The sequence below is a fragment of the Haloarchaeobius pelagicus genome (assembly GCF_051207375.1).
In the GTDB taxonomy this organism is placed as follows: Archaea; Halobacteriota; Halobacteria; order Halobacteriales; family Natrialbaceae; genus Haloarchaeobius.
In genome coordinates, this window is record NZ_JBPJZD010000001.1 from 1714076 (window position 1) to 1739609 (window position 25534).

At 65.8% G+C, this 25534-nt stretch carries 33 protein-coding genes; 18 read left to right on the plus strand and 15 right to left on the minus strand.

From position 1 onward, the window contains the following. Positions 1–10: 10 nt before the first annotated feature. Positions 11–1231: a methionine adenosyltransferase gene (locus ACSC1S_RS09070; RefSeq protein WP_435364027.1), complete on the minus strand. Its 1221-nt coding sequence runs from the start codon at positions 1229–1231 to the stop codon at positions 11–13. Between the two features lie 161 nt (positions 1232–1392). After that, positions 1393–1995, minus strand: coding sequence for a class IV adenylate cyclase (cyaB, locus tag ACSC1S_RS09075; RefSeq protein ID WP_435364028.1), 603 nt, complete (start codon positions 1993–1995; stop codon positions 1393–1395). A gap of 87 nt (positions 1996–2082) precedes the next feature. Here cyaB and ACSC1S_RS09080 point away from each other — a divergent pair, with 87 nt between their 5' ends. Then, a complete protein-coding gene (locus ACSC1S_RS09080; protein ID WP_435364029.1) occupies positions 2083–3051 on the plus strand; it encodes an FKBP-type peptidyl-prolyl cis-trans isomerase in 969 nt (322 codons plus the stop codon). Between the two features lie 184 nt (positions 3052–3235). Here ACSC1S_RS09080 and ACSC1S_RS09085 read toward each other — a convergent pair whose 3' ends face one another. From ACSC1S_RS09085 to ACSC1S_RS09095, 3 genes are all read right to left on the minus strand, one after another. Continuing rightward, the gene (locus ACSC1S_RS09085) at positions 3236–4468 is read right to left on the minus strand and encodes a digeranylgeranylglycerophospholipid reductase (protein ID WP_435364030.1); all 1233 of its coding nucleotides are present in this window, start codon (positions 4466–4468) and stop codon (positions 3236–3238) included. 190 nt (positions 4469–4658) lie between these two features. Then, positions 4659–5285, minus strand: coding sequence for an RAD55 family ATPase (locus ACSC1S_RS09090; RefSeq protein ID WP_261651498.1), 627 nt, complete (start codon positions 5283–5285; stop codon positions 4659–4661). 25 nt (positions 5286–5310) lie between these two features. Continuing rightward, positions 5311–5952, minus strand: coding sequence for a MinD/ParA family ATP-binding protein (locus ACSC1S_RS09095; protein ID WP_435364031.1), 642 nt, complete (start codon positions 5950–5952; stop codon positions 5311–5313). A gap of 113 nt (positions 5953–6065) precedes the next feature. On the opposite strand from ACSC1S_RS09095, the gene pyrB reads away from it, so the two are divergent. From pyrB to ACSC1S_RS09110, 3 genes are all read left to right on the plus strand, one after another. Further along, a complete protein-coding gene (gene pyrB, locus ACSC1S_RS09100; RefSeq protein ID WP_435318554.1) occupies positions 6066–6983 on the plus strand; it encodes an aspartate carbamoyltransferase in 918 nt (305 codons plus the stop codon). Further along, positions 6980–7447: an aspartate carbamoyltransferase regulatory subunit gene (gene pyrI / locus ACSC1S_RS09105; RefSeq protein WP_435318555.1), complete on the plus strand. Its 468-nt coding sequence runs from the start codon at positions 6980–6982 to the stop codon at positions 7445–7447. The genes pyrB and pyrI overlap by 4 nt, the downstream gene beginning before the upstream one ends. A gap of 280 nt (positions 7448–7727) precedes the next feature. Further along, the gene (locus tag ACSC1S_RS09110; protein WP_435318556.1) at positions 7728–8558 is read left to right on the plus strand and encodes a hypothetical protein; all 831 of its coding nucleotides are present in this window, start codon (positions 7728–7730) and stop codon (positions 8556–8558) included. 15 nt (positions 8559–8573) lie between these two features. Here the strand turns inward: ACSC1S_RS09110 and ACSC1S_RS09115 are convergent, their stop codons facing one another. Next, positions 8574–9041, minus strand: coding sequence for a GNAT family N-acetyltransferase (locus ACSC1S_RS09115; RefSeq protein ID WP_435364032.1), 468 nt, complete (start codon positions 9039–9041; stop codon positions 8574–8576). Between the two features lie 256 nt (positions 9042–9297). On the opposite strand from ACSC1S_RS09115, the gene ACSC1S_RS09120 reads away from it, so the two are divergent. Continuing rightward, positions 9298–10347 carry a hypothetical protein gene (locus tag ACSC1S_RS09120; protein ID WP_435364033.1) on the plus strand — a complete coding sequence of 350 codons (1050 nt, stop codon included), beginning with the start codon at positions 9298–9300 and terminating at the stop codon, positions 10345–10347. Between the two features lie 33 nt (positions 10348–10380). On the opposite strand, the gene ACSC1S_RS09125 is transcribed toward ACSC1S_RS09120, so the two are convergent. Then, positions 10381–10938 (minus strand): NUDIX hydrolase, encoded by a 558-nt coding sequence (locus ACSC1S_RS09125; RefSeq protein WP_435364034.1) that lies wholly within the window; start codon positions 10936–10938, stop codon positions 10381–10383. Between the two features lie 190 nt (positions 10939–11128). Between ACSC1S_RS09125 and ACSC1S_RS09130 the strand changes: the two genes are divergently transcribed. The 8 genes from ACSC1S_RS09130 to ACSC1S_RS09165 all read left to right on the plus strand — a co-directional run bounded on the left by ACSC1S_RS09130 (position 11129) and on the right by ACSC1S_RS09165 (position 16027). Continuing rightward, positions 11129–11821 carry a type 1 glutamine amidotransferase domain-containing protein gene (locus ACSC1S_RS09130; RefSeq protein ID WP_435364035.1) on the plus strand — a complete coding sequence of 231 codons (693 nt, stop codon included), beginning with the start codon at positions 11129–11131 and terminating at the stop codon, positions 11819–11821. A gap of 72 nt (positions 11822–11893) precedes the next feature. Beyond that, positions 11894–12097, plus strand: coding sequence for a DUF1918 domain-containing protein (locus ACSC1S_RS09135; protein ID WP_261651507.1), 204 nt, complete (start codon positions 11894–11896; stop codon positions 12095–12097). A 12-nt stretch (positions 12098–12109) separates the two neighbouring features. Further along, positions 12110–12544 carry an RNA-binding protein gene (locus ACSC1S_RS09140; protein ID WP_435364036.1) on the plus strand — a complete coding sequence of 145 codons (435 nt, stop codon included), beginning with the start codon at positions 12110–12112 and terminating at the stop codon, positions 12542–12544. A gap of 82 nt (positions 12545–12626) precedes the next feature. Then, positions 12627–13331: an RNase P subunit p30 family protein gene (locus tag ACSC1S_RS09145; RefSeq protein WP_435364037.1), complete on the plus strand. Its 705-nt coding sequence runs from the start codon at positions 12627–12629 to the stop codon at positions 13329–13331. Further along, positions 13315–13941, plus strand: a complete 627-nt coding sequence (locus ACSC1S_RS09150; protein WP_435364038.1) for a class I SAM-dependent methyltransferase — start codon at positions 13315–13317, stop codon at positions 13939–13941. Before ACSC1S_RS09145 ends, ACSC1S_RS09150 begins: the two co-directional genes overlap by 17 nt. 13 nt (positions 13942–13954) lie before the next feature. Next, complete coding sequence (locus tag ACSC1S_RS09155; protein WP_435364039.1) at positions 13955–14434, plus strand: Rpp14/Pop5 family protein; 480 nt, start codon at positions 13955–13957, stop codon at positions 14432–14434. Between the two features lie 6 nt (positions 14435–14440). Beyond that, positions 14441–15241 (plus strand): archaeal proteasome endopeptidase complex subunit alpha, encoded by an 801-nt coding sequence (psmA, locus tag ACSC1S_RS09160; RefSeq protein ID WP_435364040.1) that lies wholly within the window; start codon positions 14441–14443, stop codon positions 15239–15241. A gap of 60 nt (positions 15242–15301) precedes the next feature. Then, entirely contained in the window at positions 15302–16027 is a 726-nt protein-coding gene (locus ACSC1S_RS09165) for a ribosome assembly factor SBDS (protein WP_435364041.1), read from the plus strand. Positions 16028–16082: 55 nt separating this feature from the next. Here ACSC1S_RS09165 and ACSC1S_RS09170 read toward each other — a convergent pair whose 3' ends face one another. Then, positions 16083–16403: an FUN14 domain-containing protein gene (locus ACSC1S_RS09170; RefSeq protein ID WP_435318567.1), complete on the minus strand. Its 321-nt coding sequence runs from the start codon at positions 16401–16403 to the stop codon at positions 16083–16085. A 285-nt stretch (positions 16404–16688) separates the two neighbouring features. Here ACSC1S_RS09170 and hflX point away from each other — a divergent pair, with 285 nt between their 5' ends. After that, positions 16689–17981 carry a GTPase HflX gene (gene hflX / locus ACSC1S_RS09175; RefSeq protein ID WP_435364042.1) on the plus strand — a complete coding sequence of 431 codons (1293 nt, stop codon included), beginning with the start codon at positions 16689–16691 and terminating at the stop codon, positions 17979–17981. On the opposite strand, the gene ACSC1S_RS09180 is transcribed toward hflX, so the two are convergent. Both ACSC1S_RS09180 and ACSC1S_RS09185 read right to left on the minus strand, forming a co-directional pair. Further along, positions 17973–18671, minus strand: a complete 699-nt coding sequence (locus ACSC1S_RS09180; RefSeq protein ID WP_435364043.1) for a potassium channel family protein — start codon at positions 18669–18671, stop codon at positions 17973–17975. The two genes, hflX and ACSC1S_RS09180, sit on opposite strands and share 9 nt — an antisense overlap. After that, positions 18671–19447, minus strand: coding sequence for a universal stress protein (locus ACSC1S_RS09185; RefSeq protein WP_435364044.1), 777 nt, complete (start codon positions 19445–19447; stop codon positions 18671–18673). The genes ACSC1S_RS09180 and ACSC1S_RS09185 overlap by 1 nt, the downstream gene beginning before the upstream one ends. Before the next feature lie 175 nt (positions 19448–19622). Here ACSC1S_RS09185 and ACSC1S_RS09190 point away from each other — a divergent pair, with 175 nt between their 5' ends. Next, a complete protein-coding gene (locus ACSC1S_RS09190; protein ID WP_435364045.1) occupies positions 19623–20366 on the plus strand; it encodes an Lrp/AsnC family transcriptional regulator in 744 nt (247 codons plus the stop codon). A gap of 19 nt (positions 20367–20385) precedes the next feature. Here the strand turns inward: ACSC1S_RS09190 and ACSC1S_RS09195 are convergent, their stop codons facing one another. The 3 genes from ACSC1S_RS09195 to ACSC1S_RS09205 all read right to left on the minus strand — a co-directional run bounded on the left by ACSC1S_RS09195 (position 20386) and on the right by ACSC1S_RS09205 (position 22807). Continuing rightward, positions 20386–20823 carry a hypothetical protein gene (locus ACSC1S_RS09195; protein ID WP_435364046.1) on the minus strand — a complete coding sequence of 146 codons (438 nt, stop codon included), beginning with the start codon at positions 20821–20823 and terminating at the stop codon, positions 20386–20388. Between the two features lie 72 nt (positions 20824–20895). Then, a complete protein-coding gene (moaC, locus tag ACSC1S_RS09200; RefSeq protein ID WP_435318569.1) occupies positions 20896–21372 on the minus strand; it encodes a cyclic pyranopterin monophosphate synthase MoaC in 477 nt (158 codons plus the stop codon). Further along, positions 21365–22807, minus strand: coding sequence for an NAD(P)H-hydrate dehydratase (locus ACSC1S_RS09205; RefSeq protein ID WP_435364047.1), 1443 nt, complete (start codon positions 22805–22807; stop codon positions 21365–21367). Before ACSC1S_RS09205 ends, moaC begins: the two co-directional genes overlap by 8 nt. A 389-nt stretch (positions 22808–23196) precedes the next feature. On the opposite strand from ACSC1S_RS09205, the gene ACSC1S_RS09210 reads away from it, so the two are divergent. Continuing rightward, positions 23197–23961 carry an aldo/keto reductase gene (locus ACSC1S_RS09210; protein ID WP_435364048.1) on the plus strand — a complete coding sequence of 255 codons (765 nt, stop codon included), beginning with the start codon at positions 23197–23199 and terminating at the stop codon, positions 23959–23961. A gap of 9 nt (positions 23962–23970) precedes the next feature. Here the strand turns inward: ACSC1S_RS09210 and ACSC1S_RS09215 are convergent, their stop codons facing one another. Beyond that, entirely contained in the window at positions 23971–24255 is a 285-nt protein-coding gene (locus ACSC1S_RS09215; protein WP_435364049.1) for an acylphosphatase, read from the minus strand. 36 nt (positions 24256–24291) lie between these two features. Then, positions 24292–24753 carry a hypothetical protein gene (locus tag ACSC1S_RS09220; RefSeq protein ID WP_435364050.1) on the minus strand — a complete coding sequence of 154 codons (462 nt, stop codon included), beginning with the start codon at positions 24751–24753 and terminating at the stop codon, positions 24292–24294. Positions 24754–24828: 75 nt separating this feature from the next. On the opposite strand from ACSC1S_RS09220, the gene ACSC1S_RS09225 reads away from it, so the two are divergent. After that, on the plus strand, positions 24829–25251 hold the full coding sequence (locus tag ACSC1S_RS09225) for a DUF5796 family protein (RefSeq protein ID WP_435318574.1): 423 nt from the start codon (positions 24829–24831) through the stop codon (positions 25249–25251). After that, positions 25251–25493 (plus strand): DUF7508 domain-containing protein, encoded by a 243-nt coding sequence (locus ACSC1S_RS09230; protein ID WP_435364051.1) that lies wholly within the window; start codon positions 25251–25253, stop codon positions 25491–25493. Before ACSC1S_RS09225 ends, ACSC1S_RS09230 begins: the two co-directional genes overlap by 1 nt. The last annotated feature ends 41 nt before the right edge of the window (positions 25494–25534 follow it).

The following is a 25534-nucleotide window of genomic DNA, read 5'->3' on the forward strand; positions in this document are numbered from 1 at the left end:
CGTTTCGTTTTCAGAACGTCGTCAGTTCGCCGTCGATGACGCGACGGGTGATGTCGGTCACGTTGGCGAGTTCGCGGTCGATGATGGCCGTCACCTCGTCCTCGATGTCGCCGAGTTCGACGCCGTCCTCGGTGACGACGTGGGCGTCGGCGACGTGGGGCTGGTCGATGGGGCGGCCGATCTGGGAGAGCAGGCGGATGCGCAGGTCGCGGATGCCGTCGACCTCGCTCACGACGCTCTCGGCGATCTCCGTGCTGAGGAGGTTGTAGATCTTCCCGATGTGGTTGACCGGGTTCTTGCCGGAGGTCGCCTCCATGGACATGGACCGGTTCGGCGTGATGAGACCGTTCGCGCGGTTGCCGCGGCCGACCGACCCGTCGTCACCCTGCTCCGCGGAGGTGCCGGTCGTCGTGAGGTAGATGGCACCCTCGTCGTAGTTGTCGGCGGTGTTGACGTGCACGTCGACCTCGCGGTCGGTGTGTTCGGCGGCGACCTCGGTGACGTAGTCACGGATGGACTCGACCTGGTCGATGTAGTCGTCGAGGTCCTCGACGTACTTGTCGACCATCGCGGCGGCGACCGTGATGTCGATGTGGTCGCCCTCGCGCTTGCCCATGATCTTCACGTCCTGCCCGATGGCGGGGTTCTCGTCGTGGTACTCGCCGTTGAGGCGGTGCTCGGCGTCGAGGACGATCTGCTCGGTCTCCGTGTTCGGGGCGTGGCCGACGCCGAAGGAGGTGTCGTTGGCCATCGGGACGGCCGCGCCGTCCTCGCCGAAGACGGTCTGGAGGTCGCCCGAGCCCTCGCCGAGCTTCACGTCGACGACGATGTCGGTGCCGAACTCCAGTTCCGGGAAGTGCTCGTTGAGGTACCGGCGAGCCGCTTTGAGGGCGACGGTCTCGGCCGGGATGTTGTACTCGGTGCCCTCTTCGTCCACGTAGTGCTTGGTGGCGCGACCGACGATGAGGAGATAGATCGGCTCGATGACTTCGCCGCCGCCGAAGGCGGGTGCGGCGGTGCCGGCGACGAGTTGCGTCTCGTCGGTGTTGTAGTGGAGGACCCGGCCGACGCGGTCGAGGTATATCTGGGCGAGTGACTGCGAGACCGCTTCCGCGATACCGTCACAGATAGAGTCGGGGTGGCCGATGCCTTTTCGCTCGACGATCTCGACCTCCTGGTCTTCGACCGCGAGCCTCTCGATGGGCTCGACGCGAATATTGCGCTCTGTCATTACCCGGAGTTGACCATGACGGGTTCTATAACTTGCGAAAACAGGCACCCGACAAAATATGTCTCGAAGTAATATCTCTGGTTGTGTTTTCGACACTCACCGGCGCGTCGACACACAATCTCCACGACTCGACGCCCCGAATCCTTTCGTTTCCACGAGACTCACTCCGACGTCGCCTCGCCAGCGAGCAACAGGCCCAGATACGACGTCCGAATCTGGTCGTCGGGGTCCAGCCCGAGCGACCGGAGTACGTCGAACGCGCCCTCACGGGCGTCCTCGACCGAATCCTCGTCGGTCTCGACCTCGCACTCGACGTACTCGCCGAGGCCCTCGACCGCGTCCAGCGTGACGGTGTACCCTTCGAGGGCGAAGCGTTCGCGGCGCTTGCGGACGGTCGCAGCCGGCTCGAAGCCGAGCCGTGAGAGTATCTCGTCCATCGTCTCGCCCGCCGCGACCAGCGTCTCGAACTCCTCTCTGGTCTTCGACTCTGCCTCGACGAGCGGGCCCTTGTAGGTCACGTGGGCGTCGAACTCGGCCGACGCAACGCTGTCGACGGCGGCCGCGACCGATTCTGTCGCGTCGGGGTCGATGCTCGCCTCGCGCCGGATGCGAAGGGCCTCGTCGGTCGCCGCGAAGTCGCGATGCGGCGCGTCGTAGTACACGTCCTCCTGGACGACCGCATCGACCGGGACGGCCTCGTGCTCGGCCAGTCGCTCCCGGACCGGACCGTGGTCGGCCCGAACCTTCACTTCCACCTCGTACATGGCCGTACCGAGAATCAGGGTGGACAAAAGCGTGGCCGTTGGGTCAGAAACGTGGTTCTTAAATGCTGACCGTGAGACGGATAACGTATGACCGATGATCAAGAGGCCGAACTGGCCGACGCTGAGGAAGAAGTGAGTGAGGAAGAAGCGACAGAGGAAGAAGAGGCGACAGGACTCCAGGACGGAGACTTCGTCAAGCTCAACTACACCGCCCGAACCGCCGAGAGCGACCAGCTGGTCGACACGACCGACCCGGAAGTCGCCGAGGAAGAGGGTGTCGACGACGAGGGTCGTCCCTTCGAGCCCCGCGTCATCGTGCTCGGCGAGGGCCACATGTTCGCGGCCGTCGAGGACGAGATTCGCGGCAAGGAGGTCGGTGACTCCGGTCACGTCACCATCCCCGCCGCAGAAGCCTTCGGCGAGTACGACGACTCCCAGGTCCGCACCGTCAGCGCGGAGAAGATCCCCGAGGACTCCCGCCGCCCCGGCGCACAGGTCCAGGTCGACGGCGAGCAGGGCTACATCAACACCATCATCGGTGGCCGCGCCCGCGTCGACTTCAACCACCCGCTCGCTGGCGAGGACCTCGAGTACGACTACGAGATCGCCGAGGTCGTCGATGACCGCGTCGAGAAGGCCCAGGGCCTGATGCACATGTTCTTCGACGTCGACCTCGACATGTGGTTCGAGACCGACGAGGTCGAAGAAGAGGTCCCCGTCGAGTCCGACGACGAGGACGCAGAGCCCGAGTTCGAGACCGAGACGGTCGAGAAGGAGACGCTCTACATCGAGTCCGACCCGCAGCTGCAGATGAACCAGCAGTGGATGTTCGGCAAGCAGCAGGTCGCACAGCAGCTCATGCAGCACCTCGACATCGACCGCGTCATCGTCCAGGAGACCATCGACGGTGGCATGGGCGGTATGATGGGCGGCATGGGTGGCATGATGGGCGGCGCAGGCGGCGCAGGCGGTGCCGACGCAGCCGACATCGAGGCAGCCCTCGAGGAAGCCGACATCGACGCCGAGGACATCGAAGCCGACCTCGACGAAGAGTAAGCTGGCGACAGTTCTTCGATTTTTTACGCCCGAGAGCCGCAGGTGTCTTCCGCGGTACCGGGGCTGCCTTTCCGTCGATTCGCCCCCGTGACGACGACCGTTCGGGTCGCTAACCGCTCCATGATGCAGACAGTACGGCAGCAGGAGAGAGAGAGCGACACTGGGGACCGTGCGGGCCGGTCGCTCAGTTCCGGAACCAGTCCTTCGCGGTCCGTGCGAGGGTGGTGACGTCTTCGAGCTTCATCATACGGATTATCGCCCCCAGGTCACCCTTGTTCACCGACTCCAGTCGGTCCTCGGACAGGGCGAGAATGTCCCGCATCAGTTCGTCGTAGCGGTCGTTGGAGACGCGGTACAGCATCTCGGTCATGAACAGCCGGGTCTTCACCTTCGGCGCGACGCGTTCGTGCCAGAGCTGGTCGTAGACGGCGAGTGCGGACGCGGACGTGTCGCGCTCGCTGTGGGTGAGCACCCGGTCGGCCGTCGCCGCGGCGGCGCGACCCGAGCGCATGCACTTGTCGATGCCCTCGCCCCAGAGCGGGTCGACGGTCGGGACGGTGTCGCCGATGGCCATGAAGTTGTCCGTACTCATGCGGTCGGGGAGCTGGATGTGCGCGGAGCCCCGGTGCTGGATACCCTCCTTGCGGGTCGCGTTCTCGAATCGCGGGTCCATATCGACCCAGTACTGGAGGTAGTCGTCGATGGTGTACCCGGACTTCGAGTTCTGGCGGTGGCTCTCGTTCTGGAGGTAACAGACGCCGACCTTCGCGGTGTCCTCGCCGGTGTGGAATATCCACGAGTAGCCGCCGGGGGCGATGTCGTGGTCGAGGCGGAGCATCATCGCGTCCGTCAGGTCGGCGTAGCCGTCGGCGTCGATGTTCATGCCCTCGTACTCGAACTCGATACCGATGGCCTGCTTCCCGCGCCTGAGGTTGCAGACGTCGAGCGCCTTCGCGAGCGGGGCGCTCGGCCCGGTCGCGTCGATGATGATGTCACCGTACACCTTCTCGTCGCCGTTGTACTGGACGCCGACGATCTCGCCGCCCTCGGTGATGGGTTTGGAGACGCGTGCGTCGAACCAGTACTCGGCCCCGTCGCCTTCGGCCTCGTCGACCAGCCAGTTCTTGAAGTCGGCGAACTCGAGGACGGCACCGGGCTGGTGCCGGCGGTAGTGGTGGCTCGGCGATTCCAGAACCACGTCGTCGGTGAAGTTCATCACGACATCGTCGGGGATGCCGAACGAGGCCATGGTGGACGGGAAGGTCCCGGCGGTCGATTTGTTGCTTCTGCTCGGGAACTCGTCCTCCTCCTCCGTCTCGAGTACGACTACGTCGTATCCTCGGGAGGCGAGGTCTCGTGCCGCCTGCCCTCCAGCAGGGCCCGCACCGGCGATAACCACATCGTATGTTTCAGTCATGGTAGAGTAGGCATCATCGCGAGGGACGATTGCGCGTTACCCACCCTTTCTGAATCAACCATGTAATTTGTTCTGATTTGGACTACTGGTGTTTCTGGGAGGCCCTCCTGCAGGAATGTCACCGTCGTTCACCGGATGGAAGGCGGGAAACCGCGCGTAGAAGACGGGTTCGAGCGAGGCTGTCGACAGCTCACGCGATGTCGCGCGAGGTGTCGATGGCGACCTGGTCCGCGAGTTCGAGTTTGACCGTCTCGGTGAGCGCCTGGCCGCCGCGGAACTTCGGCACGGAGAGGCGGTTCTCCAGTTCGGTCCCGCGAACCTGTGTGGTGAGGTCGAACACCACGTCGGCCATGTGTTTCGTCGTGTCCCGGTTCGTCGGGATGTGGTGGCCGTTCAGGCAGTGCAGGAACGCGATGGAGCCGGTGTTGACCATGTGGGTCTGGAGTTCGGTCATGAAGCTCCGGTAGCGGTTCCGGTCCCCGCGTTCGAGCACGTCGGCCGTGTCGATGATGAGGTTCGCCCCCTCCGGGAGCGCCCGGATGAGGCGGTTGGCCTGGTCGAGCGGCTCCGACCCCGAGATGTCGCGCACCGTCGGGCTTCCGACGGGCGCGTTGGTGTTCTCGATGGCGTCCCGGACCGCCTGGTCCGAGCGCTCGGTGGTCAGGTACAGCGTGCCGCGGGCGGCCGTAAGCTCGTACAGCAGTAGCTCGGATTGGCTCGCAGGATCCACGGTGAACGCCACGATAGCCCCCGGAGGTAACCCGCCGTTGAGCTTCCGGTCGAGCACGTCGATACCAGTCTCAAGCCGTCCGGCCATCTACACCTCGGTTAGCAGCCGCCACCTAAATAATTGTTTGCGTGCTCAGGCGCTGAGCCGCTGTGTCGTAGGCTGACCAGACGGCCGTCGAGTTCAGGGGAGAGCGGGCCGACGGGACGGTCGTCAGCACCGGTGTGTCGAGGAGGTCGGCCACGCCAGACGGTGCGTCCTGGGTCCGGGTGAGGACCACACCAACGACGCTCGTGTCGAGTTGGCGTGCCATCGCCGCGGTCTTGGCGGCGTCGAGCAGTGACTGCTGAGTGCTGTCGCTGACCAGGACCGTCGCTTCGGCTGCCCGGAGTGGGTCGACGGCGGGTGGACCGGCACCGCCGGGGGTGTCGACGAGCGTGGTGAGCCGGTCGCCGTCGTCGAGGGTTCGGAGGGCGGCGACGATGTCGCGGCTCCCGCGAACCACGGCCGGTGGTGGTGCGCCAACGACCCGGACACCCGGATAGGACTGGACCGCCTGGTCCGGCGGTGGGCCATCATCGCGGACCGCGGCCAGCGTCGGTTCCCGGTCGCAGCCGGCCAGTGTATGCAGGTCGGGCATGTCACAGTCCACGTCGACGACGCGGACCGGCCGGCGTTCGGTCCCCAGGGTGGCGGCTAACGCGAGCGTCGTCGTGGTCTTCCCGACGCCGCCCTTGCCGCCAGCGATTGCGAGCATGCAGTGTCTGGCCGCGGTCTCGTACTTGAACCGTCGGTCGTCGGGCGACCAGTGTCGCCACAACCGACGACGAACAGTGAGGTTCAAGGTGCGTGGCCGAGGTCATCAATCTAATGCGTCACGACCACCTGCTCACCGCGAAACAGCTCACGCGGGAGGACATCGAGACGGTGCTCGACCACGCAGCCGAGGTCGACGAGAACCCGGCCGCGTACGGCGAGCGTCACACCGGGAAGCTCCTCGGGTTGTGCTTCTTCGAGCCGAGCACCCGGACGAAGATGAGCTTCGAGGCGGCGATGAAACGACTCGGCGGCGACGTGGTCGACATGGGCCCCGTCGAGTCGTCGTCGGTCAAGAAAGGGGAGTCGCTGGCGGACACGATGCGCGTGGTCGAGGGGTACGCCGACGCGCTCGTGCTCCGACACCCGCTGATGGGGGCGGCGAAGATGGCGAGCGAGTTCGTCGACGTCCCGCTGGTGAACGCGGGCGACGGCGCGGGCCACCACCCGACACAGACACTGCTTGACCTCTACACCATCCGCGAGAACGCCGGGCTTGACGACCTGACCATCGGCATCATGGGCGACCTGAAGTACGGACGCACCGTCCACTCGCTGGCGAACGCGCTGACGAGCTTCGACGCGAACCAGCACTTCATCGCGCCCGAATCCCTCAAGTTGCCGCGCTCGGTCCGCTTCGACCTGCACGAGGCGGGTGCGAACGTCCGCGAACACACGGAACTCGACGCCATCCTCCCCGAACTCGACGTGCTCTACGTCACGCGCATCCAGCGCGAGCGCTTCCCCGACGAGAACGAGTACCACAAGGTGGCCGGGGAGTACCAGATCGACGCCGAGACGCTGGAGGCGGCGTCGGACGACCTCTCCGTGATGCACCCGCTGCCCCGCGTCGACGAGATCGCGCCGGACATCGACGGCACGCGCTATGCGAACTACTTCGAACAGGCTCACAACGGGGTGCCCGTCCGCATGGCACTGCTCGACCTGCTGCTGGAGGAGGAAGACCGATGAGCGACACCGAGAAAGAACTCCGCGTCTCGAAGATCCGCAACGGTACCGTCATCGATCACGTCCGCGGCGGCCAGGCACTCAACGTGCTGGCCATCCTCGGTATCAAGGGGACCAGTGGCGAGCAGGTCTCCATCGGGATGAACGTCCCCTCGGGGACGCTGGCGACGAAGGACGTCGTGAAGGTCGAAGGCCGCGAGCTCAGCCAGGACGAGGTGGACGTGCTCTCGCTCATCGCGCCCGACGCGACCATCAACATCGTCCGGGACTACGAGGTCGTCGAGAAGCACCGCGTCTCGCGCCCCGAGTCCGTCTCGGGCGTGCTCTCGTGTCCGAACCACAACTGCATCACGAACGCGAAGGAGCCGGTCGACACCGAATTCGAGGTGCTGCGCGACGGCGTTCGCTGTGACTACTGCGAGACCATCGTCCGCGAAGATATCGCCTCGCACATCCACACCAACTGACACGGTTCGGCAGGACTTCTGGGCCCCTTTCGGTACGGCAAACTATGCCACGAAAGCAACGCTCGCCAGAAAGGACTAAATAGTCACCGGACGAACTAATTACCATGTCGAAGAAGTTCAAACTCGTACTCGCCCTGGTCGCAGCTGTCCTCGTCTACAAGATGGTCGCCGGTGGGTCCGGCACCGCCGTCGAAGTCGACTACGACGTCGAAGAGTAGCCACTCGAACAGCCCCTCCGTTTTTCGAAACACGTACCCCTGCCCGTTCCCCAGCGACTGGTATGTACGGCGTCGTCACGCGGAACGAACCGGAGCTCGACTGGTCGGAGTTCGACCGGGCATTCTACGAGGTGAAGGACGTGACCGGGCGCGCGGTCGAACCGGTCGCCGAGGCCGTGAACATGGTCTCCTGTTTCGGCGACACCGCCGCCGGCGAGGCCAAACCCGACCTCGTCCCGGTGAGCGACGAGGGTGAGAAAGCAACGCGAGAGCAGACGTACTTCGACTGGGGCTACATCTGCCCCTCTCGCGAGCGCTACCGGGAGGGCTTGCTGGAGATGATCGAAGACTGCGCCGCGGTCAACGGGGACGTGCGTCTCGACGACGTGGGGTTCCCGCGACAGGAGTACTGCTACTGCGAGCACTGCAACGAGGCCTTCAGCGAAAGCGAGTACGAGGACCGCTTCGACTGGCGCGCGAGCGTCATCACCGAGTTCGTCGCCGAGGCCACGGAGCGCATCCCGGGCAAAACCTACTTCACGCTCTACCCCGACCCGTACCCGGGCCACCTGTACGAGCGCGCCGGGCTGGACCTCGATGCGCTCGCCGAGTACGTCGACGAGTTCGTCGTTCCCCTCTACGACATGGCGTACTCGACCACGTACTGGCTGGAGGTCATCGCGTCGGGGTTCCAGGACGCCCTCTCGAAGCCGTTCTCCATCGAACTCTATGCTGTCGATGTGGACCTCGACAACCTCATCCACGCGACCGAGGTCGCCGACGCCTACGCCGAGGACGTGTACTTCGGCTACGACGCGAGCCAGGCGAGCGCGGCCATCCGCCGGATGAAGGCGGATTCGCAGGATGGGAAGTCGTTCGGCGACTTCGAGTAGCGCCTTCTTTCTCTTTCAGACCGGCATCCGCATCGAGTGGTACTGCTGGCGCATCCCGTAGTCCTCGAAGAACTGCCGGGCTCCCTCGTTGTCGACGTGGACCGAGAGCGAGAAGAACGCGCAGTCGCGGTCGCGGCCCCAGTCGACGAGTCGATCGAGCAGGGCGGTGGCGACGCCATCGCGTCGGTACTCGGGTTTCACGTAGAGTCCGTCGCAGTAGACCACGGGCGGCCGGTCGTAGATGGGTGGTGTCGGGGAGACCGCACCGGAGACGTTCCCGACGAGGTCCCCGTCGTCGGTCTCGGCGACGAACAGGACCCGGTCCTCGTCGTCGAGCCAGTAGCTGATGTCGGGGTCGGTCCGGGCCTGTTCGGTGAGATTGCTGTACGCCGGTTCTCGGTCCTCGGCGGCTTCGTAGGCCGGAACGAGGAGGTCGCGGGCGATTCGTGGCTGGTCGGCTGGTGTTGCCTGTCGGAGTTGCATCTGTGGTCGTGGTCGGCAGGCGCTGTCGAGGTCGACAGCGACGTGGCTGGCGAGTGGTGCGAGACGACAGAGTGACGGGGGATGTGGTGCCCGGTCACTCGCTCAGAAGAGGGTCATCCTGTCGTCATATCTGGTGGATGAATACAAAAGCGTATCTCCAGTTTGTGAGCGACTCCCATCGATTCGGCTGCATCGTGCCCGGGGAACCGGTCCGGGAGAAAGCATTTACCAGCACCGCGGAATGTCTTTCTCGACCATGTCCCTCCGGTTTCGGTCGTTGCTCGTCGTGTTCATCCTGCTCCTCTCGGGATGTAGCGGCTTCGCCGACGTCCAGTCGACGCGTGACCCGCTGGCTGTCGAGACGACGGACGGACCCACCGACTCGACGGCGACGACCGATACCGCGAGCCGAACGACCGACGATGGCTACTACCACGGCTTCCAGTTCACCGCCGAGACGGTCGACAGTGGGGCCCTCGCCCGTGAACACGTCCCGAGTAGAGACATCCCCGGCTACGAGACGCAACTGGTGGACGAGCTGTTCGCCGACGGGAACGCCAGCACCGTGACCGTCGTCCCCGCAGGTTCCACCGTCGACGACGGTGCCCGGGACAGAACCCTCGACGATGGGACGTACATCCGCGAGAATGGCACGTACTACCGTATCGACCGGACGACGACCGCGGAGCAGGAGACGGACGGGTACCGGATGTACACCGAGGGCCCGCTGCAGAACGACAGCGACGACGAACAGTACGAGACGGCGACTGAGGAGGCCATCGACTTCGCCAACCTGTCGTCGTACGACCAGACCCTCTTCGTGCAGGTCCTCCCCGACGAACGAAGACGGCGGCATGGCACCTCGATTGGGGTGGGCACATGGCGTGCACCACGGTCGAACGCCTCCGAGCAGTCGCAACTCGTCGACGGGTCCGTCAACTACGTCCGCTACGACGGTGACCTCTATCTGGTCCGCCAGGAGGAAGCGCTCCGCGTCAGCGTCTTCGACGTCCGCTACGACCTCGTGCCGGTCGCCGACTCGCACGAGGCGTTCGCCGACGACCACCTCGACCACCTCGTGGTGCCACTGAACGACAGCACACCGACCGCGCCCGAAACCCGGGAGTTCCTCTTCTCGGTCATCGAGGACGGATACGTACACGTCGACGTCAACAGGGAGGCAGTGCCGAACGGACTGTATGCTGCGGCCCTCTGGATTCGTGAACAGCCGCCGCGAGGTGGGGCTGTTTACGTCCGCTACCAGGGCGACCTCTACATAATCAGTGTGCGCGAGGCGGTCGAGTGACAGTCGGCGGGTCACCAGGCCGGCCCGTCGTCGTCAGGAGAACTGCTGTCTCCGCCACGTCAGGAGGTCCCCGCGGTCGCGGGTGTCCTCGGGCAGGTGGTGGAACCACCTGGCTTTCGATATCTCGTCGTCGGGGTCCGCGATTTCTGTCTCCGTCGTCTCGGCCTGGGCGGCGTACACCGGCAGGACGGCACACATCGACTGCTCGCCGGAGACGAGTCGGAGCCGGGTGAGGATGGCGAGCCCCTCGTAGCTGGCCTCGACACCGGCCTCCTCGGTGAGTTCGCGTTCGGCCGCCTCGCGGTAGTTCTCAGCGTCGTCGACGCCGCCGCCGGGCAGGACCCAGAGGTCGACGCCTTCGTGCCGGACCAGCAGGATGGCCCCGTCGGGGCGGTAGACGATGGTGTGAGCCCCGTATGGCGCGCCGGTCTCGTTGGTTCGCTCGGCCAGGGTGCGGAACCGCCGCCGGGAGACGTACCGCGTTCGAGTGACTTCCATCGGGTCGTCGTGGCGCTCGCGGAGCTCGTGGTACATCTGTTGGCCGTGTTGGTCGGCTTCGTGGGCCAGATACCAGAGGTCGTCGACGGGCATCACGCCGACCCAGTCGAGGGCGGTCGGTCGGTGACGATACGAGAGAGAGACTGGATAGCGACGTGAATCATTGCGATGATGTATCGTATCGAGGAGCAAAATCGCTTCGACACGGGAGAACCCTTCGGACGCGGCACAGCCGACTCCCGCCACGGGGTTTACCCGCGGGACGGTGCTACCAGCGGGTGTAATGACTTCTGCACTGTTCGTCGTCAGCGAGGAAGGCTACTGGGCCGAGGAATGCATCGAACCGCTCACGACGCTCGACGAGGCGGGCGTCGACGTGACGGTCGCGACACCGACCGGCGAGCCGCCGGTCGTCGACGAGGTTTCGCTCGACCCCGACGACGTGGGCGAGGAGCAGGTCGAACGCTATCGAGAGATAGACGAGACCGACGAGCGCCTGAACGACCCGGTCCCGGTCGCGGGCGAGGACGCCCCGGACTACGACGCGGTCGTCTTCCCCGGCGGCCACGGCACCGTGTGGGACGTGAACCAGGACAGTGACGCGCGGCGGCTCCTCCGTGACGCGGTGGCCGATGCGGACGGGGTCGCCCTCGTGGTCTGTCACGCAGTCGGGCTGCTCGCGTTCACCCGTGAGGAGTCGGGCGAGTTCCTCGTGGCGGGCCGCGACGTGACCGGCTTCCCGAACGCCTGGGAACAGGACATCGTCGACGAGTACGACCGCCTGCACGACGGCCGCAAGCTCCCGTACTGGGTGGAGGACGAGGTCGTCGCCGCCGGTGGGAACTGGGACGCCGAACTCGAGAGCGAGACGAGCGTCACGGTCGACGGCGACCTCGTGACGGCTCGCGGTCCCGGGTCCTCGTCGGAGGCGGCACGGACGCTGCTCGAAGAGCTCAGTATCGAGACGCCGGCCTGAGGTCGAAGCTGCCGGTCGCCCGACCGGACACGAATCAGTCCCTTTTTAATCGGTCCGTGGGTACGCCGAGGTATGAGCTTCGAGGAAGACGACCGCGTCGTCCTGCACGACAAGCACAGCGAGTACGACGGCCAGACCGGCAAGATCACCCAGGTCATGGAGACCATGTTCGGTGACGCCACGTACACCATCGCGTTCGAGGACGGCCAGGAGCAGGGCATCCCGGAGGACCAGCTCGAGGCCGCCGCGGACGACGACGAAGACGACGAAGAATAAGCGGATTTTCAGATGCCGAAGGTTCCGTTCCACTACGTCGACCTGCGTGCGTTCTGTTACGCCACCGAAGACGAGAAGCGCGTCGAGGACGCCCTGCGCTACTACCTCCCGGAGGAGTTCGAGGTCGAGCGCATGGTCAACGAAGGACACCACGGCGACCGCATCGTCGTGCTCTCCGCGCGGGTCGAGAACGCCGACGACGTCCGTCACGTCCTCGCGCGAGTGGCGGAACTGGACGACATCGAGTCGGTCATCGGTGAACTCGACGACCGCGTGACCGACAACTGCGAGCTGTTCTTGCGACTCGACAAGCAGGCCGCCTTCTCCGGCGAGACCGACCTCGGTGGGGGTATCACCTTCCGGGCGAAGGTCGAGGCCTACCCCGCAAAGAAGGAAGCAGCCGTGAAGAACGCCCGCGAGACGCTGGCGTCGCTGCGCGAGCAGTGATCGCCGTCCCGGGGTCGCTACCCGAGTCGGACCCGCTGCCCGAATCGGAAGCGTAAGGTGCCTGCTGGCGGGAGGATTTTCCATGTACGAGGCCGTCCACGCCCACCCAGACGGTGAGACGACAGTCGCCCGGTTCGCCCACACCGCCGCCGAGTACGGGTACGACGGCATCGTCGTCCGCAACCACGGTGACGCTCGCGCCGACTACGATGCCGAGCGCATCGCCGAGGCGTACGACATCGACGTGGTCCCCGGCCTCGAGATCCGTGCCGACGACCAGAACCAGGCGTCGGGCTACATCGGGAACTACCGCCGCCAGTACACGCTCTTGCTCATGCACGGCGGGTCGAAGCCCCTGAACCGGTTCGCCGTCGAACAGGACCGCATCGACGTGCTCTGTCACCCGATGCGCGACCGGGGCGACTTCAACCACGTCCTCGCCAAGGCCGCTGCCGAGAACGGGGTTCGCGTCGAGTTCAACCTCCGCGACGTGCTCAGGAAGACCGGCGGCCAGCGCGTCCAGAGCCTCCAGTCGCTGCGGAAACTGCGGGAACTGGTCGAGAAGTACGACGCCCCCTACGTCGTGAGTGGTGACCCCCGCTCGCACCTGGAGCTGCGGGCCGCCCGGGAACTCGTCGCGCTCGGCGAGGCGATCGGCTTCGACCGGGAGCAACTGGCCGACGGGCTGTGCGAGTGGGGGCGACTCGCGACCCGGAACCGCGAGCGCGAGTCCGACGCTTTCATCGAACCCGGGGTGCGTAGAGGCCGGTATGAAGAGACCGATTGAGGACCACGCCGCCCGCTTCGACGAGATGGCCGGCCGGTACGACGACGAAGTCAACCAGACAGACGAGTACAAGGCCTGCGTCTCGTTCGTCCTCGACCACGCGAAAGAGGACCTGACGACCGAGGACACCGTGCTCGACCTGGGCTGTGGCACGGGGGCCATCGGCCTCTCGCTCGCCGAGTACGCGAAGACCGTCGTCGGCCGCGACATCAGCGAGGGGATGCTCGAGCAGGCTCGCGAGAAGGCCGACGAAGCTGGACTGGAGAACGTCGAGTTCGGCCAGGGGACCTTCCGCGAACCGAACTACGACGGACAGGTCGACGTCGTGGTCTCGAACTTCGCCATGCACCACCTCTCCGACGAGGAGAAGCGCGAGGCCATCCAGGTCATCGCCGACCTCGGCCCGCGCAAGTTCGTCCTCGGGGACGTGATGTTCTTCGGCGAACCCAACCCCGACGAGCCGTTCTACTCCCCCGAGGTCGACGACCCCTCGACGGTCGGTCACCTCGCCGACGTCTTCACCGACGCCGGGTTCGTGCTGACCGCGGTCGAACCGGTCCACGACCAGGTCGGCGTCCTCGTGGGCGAGCGAGTCGACGTGGACCGGTGAGGTTCGAGGACCGATGAAACACCTTCCGAAGGCCCTCAGACCGAAGCGCCGGTACCTCGCCGTCGGCATCGAATCTACCCCGGAGGCCTCGTTCGGTCGTGGCGACTTCCAGCGCGAGCTGTGGTACGCCGCCCAGAACCTCGTCGGTGACGTGGGGAGCGCCGACGCCGACCTCACCGTCATCCAGTTCCACTTCGAGGACGGGACCGGCGAGGCCATCGTCCGGGCCCGCCACGGTCACACCGAGACGGCGCGGGCGTCACTCGCCTGTATCGCGAGCATCAACGGCGCGGACTGTGGCCTTCACGTCCGTGGAATCTCTGGCACGATACGCGGCTGTGAAGAAAAGTATTTAGGACGCCCGTCGGAAGGTCCGAGACAGAGAACCGTCGCGTTCGAGCACGACGACCGGGCCGCTATCGAGCGAGATTCCGTTCTCGATGTGCGCGTCAACGGCGAGTACATCGGCGCGACGAACCTCGATTTCCAGTGATCTACAATGCAGGGACAAGCGTCACAGCAGGCGTACGACCGGGGTATCACCATCTTCTCCCCGGACGGTCGCCTCTACCAGGTCGAGTACGCCCGCGAGGCCGTCAAGCGAGGCACCGCCAGTATCGGGGTTCGAACGAACGAGGGGGTCGTCCTCTGCGTGGACAAGCGCATCCGCTCGCCGCTGATGGAGCGCAGCAGCGTCGAGAAGATCCACAAGGCCGACGACCACGTGGGTATCGCGAGCGCCGGCCACGTCGCCGACGCCCGCCAGCTCATCGACTTCGCGCGCCGTGATTCGCAGGTCAACCAGCTGCGATACGGCGAGCCAATCGGCGTCGAGACGCTGACGAAGGACGTCACGGACCACATCCAGCAGTACACCCAGGTCGGTGGTGCCCGCCCGTTCGGTGTCGCCCTCATCATCGGCGGCATCCAGAACGGCGAACCGCGCCTGTTCGAGACCGACCCCTCCGGGACGCCCTACGAGTGGAAGGCCCTCGCCGTCGGCGCGGACCGCGGCGATATCCAGGAGTACCTCGAAACGAACTACGACGACGACGCCGACCTCGGCGGCGGCATCGAACTCGCCCTGCGCGCGCTCGGCGAGGTGAACGAGGACGGGCTGCGCCCCGAGAGCATCGGGATGGCGACGGTCGACGTCGAATCCGAGACGTTCGTCTCGCTCACCGACGACGAGGTCGAGGAGTACCTCACCGACCTCGAGCTCCTCGCGCCCGAGGAAGACGAGGCCGAAGACGCCGACGACGACGCCGCCGAAGACGCCGACGAGACGACCGAGGAATAGTCGTCGCAAGGCTCCCTGTTCGGGAAACACCTTTTTAACCACACCGCGTAAGTTTCGCGTATGATTTCACTTGACGAAGCGGTGACGGCGCGACTCGAGAGCCACGGTGCGCGCTTCGAGGTCCTCGTGGACCCTGACGCCGCGCTGGCCATCAAGCGTGACGAGTTCGAGGGTGAGCTTGCGGACGTCATCGCGGCCGAGGACGTGTTCGAGGACGCCTCGCGCGGCGACCGCCCCGCCGAGAGCGACCTGGAGAAGGTGTTCGGGACCACAGACCCGATGGCCATCATCCCCGAGGTCATCAAGCGTGGGGAGATCCAGATCACGGCCGAGCAGCGCCGCGAGATGCAAGAACAGAAGCGCAAACAGCTGGTCCAGAAGATCGCCCGCAACGCGGTCAACCCGCAGATGGACAACGCGCCCCATCCGCCGGACCGAATCGAGTCGGCGCTGGAGCAGGCGGGCTTCCAGGTCGACCCCATGGAGCCGGTAGAGAGCCAGGTCGACGACGCGCTGGACGCCCTGCGCCCGGTCATCCCCATCCGGTTCGACGAGGTGACCATCGCGGTCCACGTCCCCGCCGACTATGCCGGTAGCACCCAGGCCAAGGTCCGCAACTACGGCGACCTCGAGCGCGAGGAGTGGCAGAACGACGGCTCGTGGGTCGGCGTCGTCACCTTCCCGGCCGGGATGCAGAACGACTTCTACGACATGGTCAACGACATGACCAGCGGGGAGGCAGAGACGCGCATCATCAAGGACGAGGACGACATCAGCACGCGGTAGCTGGCGTCCTCACTGGCCGGTCGAGGTCGGAACAGAAACAGTGGGAATAGCCGAATTATCCTTTCTTGAAACCGACGAGGAAGCCGCCGGTGAAGCCCGCACCGACCGACAGGGTCGAGAGGATCGGTTCGATCCAGCCGGCCTGGATCTCCTGGGTGTCCTGCGCTGCACTGAGAATCCCGCCGGACAGTTCGTCCCACTTGACCGTGATGTAGCCCTTCGATTCGAGGAATTTGAACAGCGCCATCTCGATCCCGACCAGAATGGCGATGATCTTCGCGATCTTCTTCGCAGCGAATCCGATGAGCGCACCGATGACGGCACCCGACCCGAACTCGAGGCCGAGTTGCTGCGGATTCAACTCCAGGGGTAGCATACACGTAAGGCCAGTCTACTTTCGGATAAGTCTTTTGGCGATAAATTCCTCGATTCCCCGTCACTGCAGGGGGTTTTGCCAGCGACACGCGGGAAGTACCCTCGAAAAGCTAGAACGCGTGGCAAGAGATTCAAGAGGGCCGGGCGGGTATAGGGGAGTATGCTAACGAACCGACTGACAGAGGTGCAGGACCGGCGGGGTTGACATCGCCCGCCGACCGGGCGTCGTCCCGGTCGGAGCGACCGGAAGCCGGAGGGACAGCAGTTACAACGCCGGATATTTCTCATGAAGGCACTCATCGCCAAACGCGTCGATTCAGGAATCGCAGACGTCAGCGAGATACGAGAGCTCGCACGCGCCGCCGGCTACGAGGTCGTCGGTGAACTGACCCAGTCACGGAAGGCCGACCCCGGTCTCCAGTTCGGTGAGGGGAAGGCGGACGAACTGGCGGCACTGGCCCATCGAAAGGACGCCGCGGTCGTCATCTTCGACAACCGGCTGGGCCCGTACCAGACGTACAATCTCGGCCAGAAGCTCCCCGAGGGGTGTGAGGTCATGGACCGCTTCACGCTCATCCTGGAGATCTTCGGCCAGCGTGCCCAGACCCGGAAGGCACAGCTCCAGGTCGAACTCGCGGAACTCAGGTACGAACTCCCGCGCGCCGAGGCCAAGACCAGCCTCGCCAAGCGCGACGAACACCCCGGCTTCATGGGGCTGGGAGAGTACGACGAGAGCCGCGAGCAGGACATCAAGGACCAGATAAGCCGCATCCGGGACGAGCTCAAGCGCATCGAGCAGACCGAGGAGAAGCGCCGCGAGCGCCGCCACGAGGCGGGCTTCGACCTCGTCGCACTGGCGGGCTACACCAACGCCGGGAAGTCCACGCTGATGCGCCAGATGGCGGCGGACCTCGACGTGGACGAGAACGAGGACCTCCACCCGGACCTCGACGCGACCGCCGAGTCCGAGGACCGGCTGTTCACCACGCTCGGGACGACCACGCGCCGGATGGACCTCGACACCCGCGACGTGTTGCTGACCGACACCGTCGGGTTCATCTCGAACCTGCCGCACTGGCTGGTCGAGTCGTTCAAGTCCACCCTTGACTCCGTCTACCGCGCCGACCTCGTCCTCCTCGTCGTGGACGTCTCCGAACCCATCGACGAGATCCGCGAGAAACTCGTGACGAGCCACGATACGCTGTACGAGCGAAACGAGGCCCCGATTGTCACGGTGCTGAACAAGATAGACAAGGTCGACGAGGCGGAACTCGCGGAGAAGCGCGAGGCACTCTCCGCGCTCGCCCCGAACCCGGTCGCGGTGTCCGGGCAGGAGGCCCTCAACATCGACGAACTCAGAGAGCGCATCGTCACCGAACTCCCGGACTGGGAGCGCGAGCGACTGGTCCTCCCGATGACCGACGACACGATGAGTGTGGTCTCGTGGATCCACGACAACGCGAACGTCGAGGAGGTGAATTACGGCGACGAGGACGTACTCGTCGATTTCGAGGCACGGCCCGCCGTCGTCGAGAAGGCGCGGTCGCGGGCAGCCGAGCTCTCCACGCCGCTACAGTAGCCCGGGCGAACCGGTGGCGGGACCCTCTTCTGCGCCGAACGTCTCCAGCACGTCGGAGGCGAAGCCACGTTCCGAGAACACGGCCACGTAGTCGCCGGGTTCGACGGCGGTGTCACCCCTGGGCGTGATGACCGAGCCGTCGCGTTCGATGGCCACGACCAAGACGTCCTCTGCGAGCAACCCGGACTCGTCGGCCTGCGAGAGCTGACGGCCGGCGATGGGGGCATCACCGTCGACCGTCACCTCGAACACCTCCGCGTCGTCGGCGAGGTGCATCCAGTCGACGACCGACGGGCGCTGGACGGCCCGGAAGAGGTGCTCGGAGATGAGCTTCTGTGGGTTCTCCACGACGTTCGCGCCGGAGCGACGGAACAGCGACATGTGCTCGGGGTTGTGGACGACGGACACCCGTGAGGGGATCTCGAACTCCTCGGCGAGGAGCATCACCATGACGTTGGTCGCGTCGGACTCCGCCGTCGAGATGATGGCGTCGGCACGGCCCGCGCCGGCGTCTTCGAGCGTTTCGGCCTCGGTCGCGTCGGCGTGAATCGCCAGACAGTCGAACGAGCGCGAGACCGCCTCGGCGGTGTCCTCGTCCGAATCGACGACCACGACTTCGTGCCCGCTCTCGGTCACCATATCGACGAGGGGCCAGCCGATGTCGCCCGCACCGACGACGATGACGTACATCAGTGGTCACCCCCGAGCGGGTCGTCGTCGGTCCAGACGGTCAGCGTGAGCGTGTCCGTCTCCTCGCGCAGGCGCTGGCTGGTCGACCCGAAGGCGAGCTGCCGTAGCCGACTGTGGCTCGGGCCGCCGATGACGAGGGCGTCCGAATCGGCGGCCACGTCGGGGAGGACTTCGTGGACGTCGCCGGACAGCAACTCCGTCTCGACTGGTACGTCCTCGACCCGCCCGGCGGCGGCGTCGAGGACGGCCCGGTCGTCGCCGACGTGGACGAGCGTCGCGCTGGCGTTCGAGGCGCGGGCGAGTGCGCCGACGGTGTCGGCGACGCGACCGGTGTACGGCCCGGTCCCAACCGCACCCACGACGGTTTCGACGCCGTCGAGACGCCAGTCGTTCGGCGCGAGCACGACGGTCGCACCGGTCGCGTCGAACACCCGTTCCGCCACCGCCGGGTCGAGGTCGTCGGAGGCGACGACGATGCCCGGCTCCTCGTCGGTCGCGGCGGTCTCGAGCGCCTCGCCCGGTGTCTCGGCGTCGACGGTGTGCCACTCGACTGTCACCGACCCCTCGACGAGTTCCCGGACGTGGAGTGCCGTCGAGGCCGTGTGTCGGGCCGCCTCGCCGGGGAACGTCTCCTGTCTGGCGCTCGCGACGACCTCGATGGTCGGCGCGAACCCGTCCGGAAGCCCGTGCCCGGAGAGTTCGACTGCCAGTTCGACGATTCCGTCGGCGATCTTCCCGTCCGTTCTGACGACCAGTGCGTGGTGTTCGTGCGACATCGACTCACTCCCGAACGCGATGGTTCGGTGGTACTATCCGTGACCGAACCGGCCCACGAACATAAACGCACCGACTCAATTTCTCAATCAGTAAAAAAGAGGTGCTGAAATTGCTGGAGCAGTAATTCAACTGCAGGCAGGAAGATTGTAGGTCGTCGCGCCCACCAGGGAGGGTATGAGCGACCGTATCGACGAGATAGACCGTCGGATCATCTACCGCCTCATGGGGGATGCCCGGAACGTCTCGGCACCGATGATCGCCGAGGAGATGAACGTCTCCGCGGGCACCATCCGGAACCGTATCGCCCAGCTCGAAGAACGCGGGGTCATCCAGGGCTACCACGCCAGCGTCGACTTCGAGCGCACGGGCGCGCCGCTGACGAACCTCTTCATCTGTCGTGCTCCGGTCCCAGAGCGGGAGGCTATCGCCGAGAAGGCGCTCCAGATTCCGGGCGTCGTCAACATCCGGCAGCTGATGACCGGGGGAGCCAACCTCCACGTCGTCGCGGTCGGGCGCGACATGGCCGACGTGACCCGCATCGCGCGCGCTCTCGCCGCGCTCGGCGTCGACATCGAGGACGAACAGCTCGTCCAGAAGGAGCGGACGCGACCGTACGAACCGTTCGGACCCGAGGAGGACGCGAGACGGAGCGCCCTCGCGGACATGATGCAACTCGCTGGGGGCGCGGAGGTCGTGGAGGTCTCGGTCTCGGACGACGCCCCGCTCGCCGGTCTCACGCTGACCGAGGCGGCCGACGAGGGCCACATCGGAGATGACGTGCTGGTGGTGGCTATCGAGCGCGACGGCGCGGTCATCACGCCGAAGGGCGACGTGACGGTCGAACCGGGCGACCTGGTGACGGTGTTCTCCCGGTCGGGTGCCTCACAGGCGGTGCTGGAGACGTTCACCGGGGAGTGAGTGGCCATCGCGCCCGTTTCTATCCCGGTATCGAGATGTCCTCACCCGCCTCGTTCAGGTTCGCCCACCCGTCCCCGCTCTCCTGGACGACCACCTCGAACTGAAGCGGGCCGGTACCGACGGCCCCGCCGTGGGAGTTGAACGAGACGACCGCCTGATTGTGATGTCTCTCCGACGTGGCGGTCAGGCTGTAGAAGCCAGGGGCACCCTCGAAGTCGTCGATGGGTCGGGGGTCCCCGGCTGCCGGTGCCTCGAACGTCCCCCAGATGGGGCGCTCGGTGGAGCCGTCCCGCGGCGCGTACACGAGGGTCAGGGACACCTGTTCGGCCTGTCCGGTGTCCGACCGCAGGAGGATTCGGTCCAGAGTCGCGGCGGCGTCACTGTCAGACGTCGAACAGCCAGCGAGGGCGGCTGTGGCCGTCGCGCCAAGGCTGCAGAGGAGGGCACGTCTTCGCATGGTCACAAGTTCTGTCTGAAAACAGGTAGTTCCACGGGTGGGCGCTGGCTCAGCGACCGGCGAGTCGGTCCCCTACAGCTCCCGCTTCTCCTTCGACACCACCCGCACGCCCTCGATTCGCGTGTCGGGGTACTGGCCATCCGAATCCTTCTCGGCGGCCTTCACCATGTCCCAGACGACGTTCAGCCCGGTCGTCACGCCTTCCAGCGCCTCCATCTCGCAGCCGGTCTTGCCCGTCGTCTCGACGCCGACCTGCAGGGTGACGTGGTCGTCCGCGACGTCGAAGTCGGTGTCGACGTTCGTCACGGGAATCTGGTGGCACATCGGGATGGTCTCCCAGGTGTGCTTGACGGCCTGAATCGCGCCGATTCGGGCGGTCGCCAGCACGTCACCTTTCTTCACCTCGTTGCCCCGAATCGCCTCGATGGTCGAGGGCTGGAGGTGGATGGTCCCCTCGGCGACAGCTCTCCGGGACGTATCGGGTTTGTCGCCCACGTCGACCATCTGGGCTTCACCTGCATCGTCGGTGTGGGTCAACTCGTCACTCATCGCGACCACCCCACATGGCGTGGGGAATCTCGGGCAGCAGGTCGGACGCAAACATGCCGTAGCCTTGTTCGTCGACCACGGAATCACCTGCGGTTCCGTTCACGTAGGCCGCGATTCCGCCCGCTTCGACCGGGTCGTGGGTGCTCGCGAGCGCGCCGCAGATGCCCGCGAGCACGTCACCGGTCCCGCCGACGGTCATGCCCGGGTTTCCTGTCCTGTTGACCCGTGTCGTCTCGCCGTCCGAGATCACGTCGTAGGCCCCCTTCACGAGGAGTGTGTGGCCGAGGTCTGCAGCGAACGATTCCACGACTGCTGTTCGCTCCTGCCAGTCTTCGGCTGTCTCCCCACCCATCGCGACGAGTTCGCCCTGGTGGGGCGTACACAGCAGGTCGGCATCCGTCTCGGTGTCTGGCACCGCCCGGAGCGCGTCGGCATCGACCACGGCTCGGCCGTCGTAGGCTTCGAGGAACTCACGGACCGCGTCGAGCGTCCCGCTGGCCCGACCCAATCCCGGTCCGAGAATCACGCAGTTCGCGTCGAGGGCGCGGTCGAGCAACTCGTCGACGTGCTTGGGCTGGAGCAGGCCACCGGAGAGTTCGTGGACGATGAGTCCCTCCTCGAAGCCCTGGACATCGCGGGCGACGGTCTCGGGGCAGGCGATGTGGACGAGGTCGGCTCCGGCCCGCATCGCGGCCTGCCCGGCGAGTGCTGGCGCGCCGGTGTAGGGCCCGCCGCCCACCACCAGGACCTCACCGAAATCGCCCTTGTGGGCGTGGGGGTCTCTGGAGAGAGCGAGCAGGTCACCCTGTTCGACGAACAGCTCTGCGGCTGCCGGGATACCGATGTCCGCGACCGTGATGATGGGCGCGTCGACCGCCTCCAGCCCGGGCTTGTCGTCATGGAAGGTGACGACGTGGTCGGCCTTGACCGCGGTTCCATGGGACTCGCCAGTGTCCGCGTCGACCCCCGAGGGCACGTCGACCGAGACGACGTAGGCCGACGACTGGTTGATTGCCTCGGCCGCTGTCGCCTCCGGCTCGCGGAGCGCCCCGGTCACGCCAGTCCCGAGCATCGCGTCCACCACGAGGTCGCAGTCGGGGAGCGAGAAGTCAGCCGAGTCGCGGACCTCGCGTGTCTCGTACGCGCCCTGCTGGAGGGCATCCCAGTTCTCCCGGGCGATGTCCGTGGTGATGGTCTCGGCCCGCCCGAGCAGGATGGTCTCGACCGCGAACTCGTCGAGGAACCGGGCCGCGACGAAGGCGTCGCCGCCGTTGTTCCCGCGCCCCGCGACGATGACGACCTCGTCGCCAGGCTCGGCGTGCTCGCGGACCACCCGGGCGACCGCGTTCCCGCTCGACTCCATGAGCTGCTTCCGGGGGACGCCGAGGGCCTCGGCGTTCCGGTCGACCTGCGCCATCCGGTCGCTCGTAATCATGGGCGGACGTTCGGGCGGTGACAGGTAAAGACTGGCGTCGGCTGGGTGGTTTGGGTGGTGTTCTTGCTATCGGGACAGCCGGGCGGCGCACGCTGACTCGCGTGCTGGAAGCCGCGAGTCGATATCGTGCGAGGGACGACCGGAGTGGAACGGAACGCAGTGGAGTGGAACGAAGGGAGTCGGCTGGGGAGGCAGTGGTTGCGGTGCGGGGCGGTTCGGGGCGGTGGCGGTCTCCATCGCCATCCGCAGTCGTGAACTGGTTCTCGGAGACACCGGCAGCACTGATACCTGCAACACTGGTGGCACCGACACCTGCACCGAGTATTCCCGTCACTGATAGCCGACCCAGTACACAGAAGAATTTCGTACTCGGAGCCGAGTTCTCATCTATGACACTCCCCGAAGTCGGCCTCGGCACCATGGGCATCGACGACCCGGACGCTATCGCCAGCGCCCTGGATGCGGGCTATCGCCACCTCGACACCGCACAGATCTACGAGAACGAAGCCGTCGTCGGCGAGGGACTCGCGAAGAGCGACGTGCCCCGGGACGAGGTCTTCCTCGCGACGAAGGTCTGGGCCACGAACCTCGCGCCGGAGGACGTCCGCGAGAGCACCGAGGCGAGCCTCGACCGCCTCGGCGTCGATTCCGTGGACCTGCTCTACGTCCACCGCCCCATCGAGGCGTACGACCCGGAGACCACCCTCGCAGCCTTCGACGAACTGGTCGAGGACGGACTCACGAAACACGTCGGCGTCTCGAACTTCACGCAAGAGGAACTCGCCACCGCCCGCGAGCACCTCGACGCGCCCATCTTCGCCCACCAGATAGAGTACCACCCGTTCTTCCAGACGCCGGACCTGCTGGCCGACAACCGCGACCACGACGAGACCGTGGTCGCGTACTCGCCACTGGCGCAGGGGAAGGTGTTCGACGACCCAGTTCTCCAGGATATCGCCGAGGCCCACGACGCGACCCCCGCAGACGTCGCCATCGCGTGGCTCTGCCAGAAGGAAGGCGTCGTGACGATTCCCAAAGCAGGAAGCCGCGAACATCAGGAGGGGAACCTGGCGGCTGCCGACATCGGCCTCACAGACGAGGAGTGCGCCCGTATCGACGACCTCGACCGCGGCGAGGAGCTGTTCCCGGAATAAGAATCGGCGCTACCGCCGAATCCGGAACCCGTCTTCGCCCTCTGGCTCTTCGTACTCGACCTCGACAGACTCGACGTTCGCGGCCGGACTGCCCTTGTAGCACCACTCGACCATCGACTCGACTGCGTCCTCTGGCCCTTCGAAGACCGCCTCGACGCGGCCGTCACGGAGGTTCTGGACCCAGCCGTCGATTCCCTTCTCCTGTGCCGTATCGCGGGTGTTCGCCCGGAAGTAGACGCCCTGGACGCGGCCCGAGACGAAGACGTGTGCGCGGGTTCGGTCGGCTGCTGACATGGGTCGAGATTCGGTCTCGGCGATGAAAAATCCCGGTCAGACGACGTGGGAGGAGACGACCTCGACGCCGCCACTGCTGTTCACACGAAGATGGTAGTACTCGTAGTCCTCGACAGTCTTCGTCCATGCGACCTCACCGTCGACACGAATCTCGACGCGATAGTCGGCCGTGGGTTCGAATCGGTCGTCGAACCCGTACGTCCCGACCTCGGTGAGTCGTTCTTCGAAGCCGCTGCCACCGTCGGGATTCGTGGCCACGACCGTGACCGTTCCATCGTAGCGATTCGAGAGTTTCAGCGGGTCCTCGACGCACATGCAGGGCGTCGTGGTCTCGCCATCGCTGTTCGCCTCACCAGGTGTCGTGGTTGCCTGCGAAGTCGTCACGGTAGTCGGTTCGCCCGTTGGTCCCGTCGTCGTGTCGGACCCGAGTGCAGGACCCAGACAACCGGTGGACACGAGACAGACCGCGAGCCCGAGGAGGAGGACAGGGCGGGACATCATGTCGGAGGTTGGAAACTTTCGGCATAAGCTTTCTTCGGCGCGCTTTTCCCACCCGACACCCAACCCCTGCCCATGTCCCAGCACCGCAGCAACATCGCGCCCAGCACCCTGGGCGTCGAGTTACAGGACGGTGGCGTGTCGGTCGAGTACACGGACGGCCGGTCGGTGTTCTACTACGGCGTCCCCGACAAGAAGGAGGGGAGCGTCGAGTGCCCGCCGGGGAAGCACGTCCAGGTGCTCGTCACGGACCCGACCGAGACCGAAGGAGTGCTCGTCTACGTCAACGACCGCAAGACCGACGACGACATCCTCGAATCGACCGGCGTCGGCCGCCTCCTGCTGGACACCGGCGAGGAAGAGGAGCTGTTCCCTGGCGTGGTCGTCAAGCGCGGCGGCGTCCGCGTGACCGTCGAGGCCGACCCCGAGGAAGCCCGCGGGCGTGTCTTCGTCTTCGCCGAGGACGAGATCAGCGAGCACTCCTACGAGATCGTCTGATGCCACTGGCCAAGCGCTGGCACGACTTCGACCGGTCGGTTCTTGGAACGGTTCCGGACCGTCTCGGGATGTACGAACTCGGCGACGAGGACGGGACCGTGGTCGAGGTCGGCCACGGCGTCCTGCGCGACGAACTGAAGTCTGCACTCTCGTACCGCGATGCGGCCAAGGTCCGCTGGGAAGTCGCCCAGACCCGCGAACAGGCGGCCGAGCTGGCGGTGACGCACCGCGACCGTCTCTGAGCCACTCGTCAGTCGCGTTCCTGTTTTTCCGCACTGTGGCG